Origin of the sequence: Stenotrophomonas pictorum JCM 9942 (assembly GCF_001310775.1) — a bacterium.
In the GTDB taxonomy this organism is placed as follows: domain Bacteria; phylum Pseudomonadota; class Gammaproteobacteria; order Xanthomonadales; family Xanthomonadaceae; genus Stenotrophomonas; species Stenotrophomonas pictorum.
Map to the genome: position 1 here is coordinate 1 of NZ_BAZI01000224.1, position 4532 is coordinate 4532.

The window sequence follows — 4532 nt, forward strand, 5'->3', positions numbered from 1 at the left end:
GCCAGTGCTGCGGCGGCGTGGGGCCAGCGTTGCGCCAGCAGCGGCAGCACCTGCAGCCGCAGGAAATTGCGGTCGAAGCGGTCGCTGGCGTTGCTCGGGTCTTCGATCCAGCGCAGGCCATGCTGCCGGGCATGTCTTTCCAGCGCGCTGCGCGGTGCATGCAGCAACGGCCGCCACAGTTGTCCTTTGCCGAAACCGCGGCGCTCACGCATTGCCGCCAGTCCGTCCACGCTGGAGCCGCGCAGCGCGCGCAGCAGGAAGGTTTCGGCCTGGTCGTCCTGGTGATGTCCCAGCGCCAGCCATTCGCCCGGCGCCATCAGCCGTTCGAACGCGGCATGGCGTGCCTTGCGTGCGGCCGCTTCCAGTCCTTCACCCCCGTCACGGGGAACCTCGAGGTGGACGACCTGCAGCGGGATGTTCCATTGCGCGCAGATCCGCCGGCAGTGCGCGTCCCAGTCGTCAGCCGTGGCCTGCAGCCCATGGTGCACATGCACCGCGCGCAGGCTGCCGGGCGCACGGCCGGGGGCGTGGGCGAGCAGGTGCAGCAATACGGTGGAGTCCAGCCCGCCGCTGAAACCGACCAGCACAGGAACATCGGCGGCGGCATCGAGCAGGGAGGAGGAGAGCGGATTCATGACGGTGCCGAGTATCGGCGCGAGGTGCGGCGATCGCAATTCGTATGACGGCGCCGTGCGCGCGGACTAGCGCATGCTCGTCAGGCGCTTGCCCTGCCGGTCGATACGGAAACGCTGCCCATCAACCAGGGCGTGGTGGCCATTGGCATCCGGCTCATTGTCGCGGCAGCCGTTGCAGACTTCGGCAACACCGCTGTTGAACGGAAAACCCCGGTCGGAATGTGCAGCCAACGCCGGTTGCAATCGCTCGTTGTAGTAGCCCAGCTTGCCGCCGACCACCGCGCGGACAAGGTCTTCCTTGACGTAGTCCGGGCCGTTGTCGCCGGTGATGACCGGCAGAAAACGGCCGTCGCGGCGCACGTAGTGGTGCTGCCGGCCGGCCACCAGGACGGCCAAGCCGTTGTCGTCGTAATCCAGCCGGGCCAGTGCCGCAGGCGATATTTCCCGTTGTCCGGGTGCGATCTGTCGCCAGCCGTTCAGCGGGGCAGACCGTGCTGGTCGTGCTGGTCGAGCGGGTGGCAGCTGCCGTTGGCGGCCAGCCCGATTGGGCAAAACAGCACCGCCAGCAGCGCGCTGGCGGTGAGGGCGCGGCGGTGGGAAAAACACCGCCGCGCGGGAGTCACTTGGCGGAGGCCTGGCGCTCGAACTTCTTCGGCTGCGGCAGCTGCACCGGCACCCCCTGCGCATCGCAGGTGCCGGCCGCGCACAGGCGTTCACGCAGACGCGGGGTGGCCTGCACGATCAGGTGGTAGAGGGTGTTCTGCTCCAGCGTGCCGCGCACCGCCTTGCTGCCGGGGCCGCGCGCCCAGATGCCGACATCCTCGCCGCCGTGCGACTCGCTCTTGGACGGCACCAGCGCCTCCTGCATGTAGTCCACGTGCTCGGTATCGACGTGGGTCAGGTCCGGGCGGCCAAGGGCGGCTTCGAAGCTGCTGGGCGAGTGCGGGAACTTCTTCGGCCCGGCCGGCTGCTGGTTGCTGGCGCCGGTATAGCCCGGGCCGTTGGCGTAGGTGAGCGTGGTGTAGGGCAGGCCCAGGCCGTCACGGGCCAGGTCCAGCCCGCCGGTGCCGTCCTCGCCGCCCTTGTCCTTGACCTTGCCCAGGATCGCGTTGCCGCGCGCCGGGTAGCCGACGAAGTTCAGCGTGTGCGAGTGGTCGGCGGTGACGATGATCAGGGTATCCTCGGCCGAGGTGGCGGCCACCGCGGCCTTGACCGCATCGGACAGGGCGATGGTGTCGCCCAGTGCGCGTGCGGCATTGCCGCTGTGGTTGGCGTGGTCGATACGTGCGCCCTCCACCATCAGCACGAAGCCTTCCTGGTGCTGGGAAAGATTGGCGATGGCGGCGCGGGTCAACTCGGCCAGCGACGGCTCGCCGCCACGGTCCTTGGCGCGGTCGTCCTCGTACTGCATGTGGTCCGGTTCAAACAGGCCCAGCAGCGCCGGCGCACGGGCCGCAGCCTTGAGCTTGTCGGCGTTCCAGACATAGGCGCCTGCGGGTGCGCAGCCTGCCATTCGGCCACCAGGTTGCGGCCGTCCAGGCGCAGGCCGACCTTGTCGGCATACTCCGGATCCTGTTCGTTGACGGTGGTGAACTGGCCACGGCCGCCGCCCAATGCCACCAGCGGACCGCGTCCATAGCGGGCGGTGGCGATCAGCTGCTGGGCGATATCCGTGCAGCCGGCAGCCTTGGCGGCTTCGGGCAGGTGGGTGTCGTTCTCCCAGTTGCGGTCGGGCGAATGGGCGTAGGTGGCCGCCGGGGTGGCATGGGTCAGGCGGGCGGTGGAGACAATGCCGGTGGCCATGCCGGCGCTGTCGGCCAGCTGCAGCCAGGTCAGCAGTTCCTTGTCCAGGCTGTCGGCACAGTCGTTGCGGCTGCCGGCGCTGACGCCGATCGCGCCCATGTGGCTCTTCACGCCGGTGGTGATGGCGGTCATGGTGCCGGCCGAATCGGGGGTCTGCGAATCGGTGTTGTAGGTCTTGCTGAACGCCGTGGCCGGGAACTGCTCCCAGGACAGCAGGTTCTCTTCACCCGGATTGCCGTTGCGCTGGCCTTCCAGGATGCGTGCGGCGGCGACGGTGGTCAGGCTCATGCCATCGCCCAGGAACAGGATCACATTCTTGGCCTTGCCAGCCATCGCGCCGTTGGCGGCGGCCCGGGCGGCGCCGCTGCGGTACCACCACTGCGGGGTCTCGCCGGTCGGATGGGCAATGGCGGGGACGTCCACCGACACCGCGGCCGGGCTGGCCGGAGTGGAAGGCGACAGGCTGGTGCAGGCGCCCAGCAGCAGGGTCGAGACGGCGCAAAACAGAGGCGTGACACGTGACATGGCGATGATCGGGACTCACATGAACAAGCGCCCATTATGACGGCTGTGAAAAGTCGCGCCGATGACACGCAGCTTTTCCGTCAGGGCATCGTTCCTGGCGGCCGCCTGCGTTATGGTGCCACTCCCTGAAACAGCACCCGGATCTACGATATGAAGCTGGTCTCTGCCTGGTTGCGGATTCCGTTCTGGCAACGCGTGGTGGCAGGCTTCGCACTCGGCGCGCTGGCGGGCTGGCTGATGGGGCCGGCAGCGGAAACCTGGTTCGGACCGCTGGGCGAGCTGTACGTCACCCTGATCAAGATGATCGCCGTACCGCTGGTGTTCTTCGCGGTGATCAACGCCATCGGTTCGCTGCACGGGCAGAAGTCGGTCGCCGCGCTGGGCGGGCGTACCTTCCTGTGGTTCATCGTCACCGCCGCGCTGGCGGTATGCGTCGGGCTGGCGGTGGGCACGATCATGCAGCCGGGTACCGGCGGGCTGAAGCTGGCCGTGGACAGCGCCTACACCCCGCGCGATGTGCCGTCGGTGGCCAAGGTGCTGATGGATGTCGTGCCTTCGAACGTGTTCTACGCGCTGGCCGGCATCGGTACGCGGGTCAATGCGGCCGGCGAGACGGTGCTGGCCGCCGGGCGTGGCTCGATCCTGCCGGTGATCTTCTTCGCCGGCCTGCTCGGCTTTGCGATGGTGAAACTCGGCGAGAAGGTGACCGAGGCGCGCAAGCTGGTCGGACAGATGAGCGACATCATGATCCAGGTCACCCGCTTCGTGCTGGAAATGACGCCGCTGGGCACCTTCGGCCTGATCGCCGGGCTGGTGGGCAGCTACGGCTTCGAGAAGCTGCTGCCCCTGGGTAATTTCGTGCTGGCGCTGTACGTGGCCTGCGCGCTGCACATCCTCATCGTCTACAGCAGCCTGCTGCTGGCCCACGGGCTCAACCCGCTGAAGTTCTTCAAGGGCGCGGCGCCGGGCATGCAGGTGGCATTCGTGGCTTCCTCAAGCTTTGCGGCGATGCCGGTGGCGATGCGTTCGATCACCGACAACCTCGGCGTCAACAAGGACTACGCGTCCTTCGCGGTGCCGCTGGGCGCCAGCATCAAGATGGACGGTTGCGGCGCGATCTACCCGGCACTGTGCGCGGTGTTCATCGCCCAGTACACGGGCGTGCCGCTGACCCCGGAGCAGTACGTGGTGGTGATGATCGCCTCGGTGCTGGGCAGCTTCGGCACCGCCGGCGTACCTGGTACGGCGGTGGTGATGGCCACGGTGGTGCTGAGTGCGGCCAACCTGCCGCTGGAGGCGATCGGCTACCTGTACGCGATCGACCGCATCCTGGACATGATGCGCACCATGACCAACGTCACCGGACAGATGGTGGTGCCGGTGATCGTGGCCAAGGAAACCGGGTTGCTGGACCAGAAGGTCTATGACGCCGCGCTCAATCCGGTGGCATCCGATGCCGGTGGCAAGCCGCACGGCTGAGTGTGGCCGGGTCTCGCGGCCCTGTTGCTGCCCCTGACGATGCGCCGCGGTGAACGGCACCGGTGCCATCCTGCCGCGGCGCAGCCTGCG

At 68.0% G+C, this 4532-nt stretch carries 3 protein-coding genes and 1 pseudogene; 1 reads left to right on the forward strand and 3 read right to left on the reverse strand.

All coding sequences use genetic code 11. The features are described from left to right. The 3 genes and pseudogenes from tilS to JCM9942_RS11185 all read right to left on the reverse strand — a co-directional run. A partial coding sequence (tilS, locus tag JCM9942_RS11175) for a tRNA lysidine(34) synthetase TilS (RefSeq protein WP_083468513.1) occupies positions 1–635 on the reverse strand: 635 nt, incomplete at its 3' end. Between the two features lie 66 nt (positions 636–701). Beyond that, complete coding sequence (locus JCM9942_RS11180; RefSeq protein ID WP_054659705.1) at positions 702–1031, reverse strand: hypothetical protein; 330 nt, start codon at positions 1029–1031, stop codon at positions 702–704. A 223-nt stretch (positions 1032–1254) separates the two neighbouring features. Further along, positions 1255–2963 (reverse strand): annotated as a pseudogene (locus JCM9942_RS11185) (alkaline phosphatase). 150 nt (positions 2964–3113) lie between these two features. Here JCM9942_RS11185 and JCM9942_RS11190 point away from each other — a divergent pair. Further along, entirely contained in the window at positions 3114–4442 is a 1329-nt protein-coding gene (locus tag JCM9942_RS11190) for a dicarboxylate/amino acid:cation symporter (protein WP_054659707.1), read from the forward strand. The last annotated feature ends 90 nt before the right edge of the window (positions 4443–4532 follow it).

Excerpts from the sequence above, each read along its gene's own strand:
- JCM9942_RS11190 (WP_054659707.1), top strand. The coding sequence starts at position 3,114 with ATGAAGCTGGTCTCTGCCTGGTTGCGGATTCCGTTCTGGCAACGCGTG.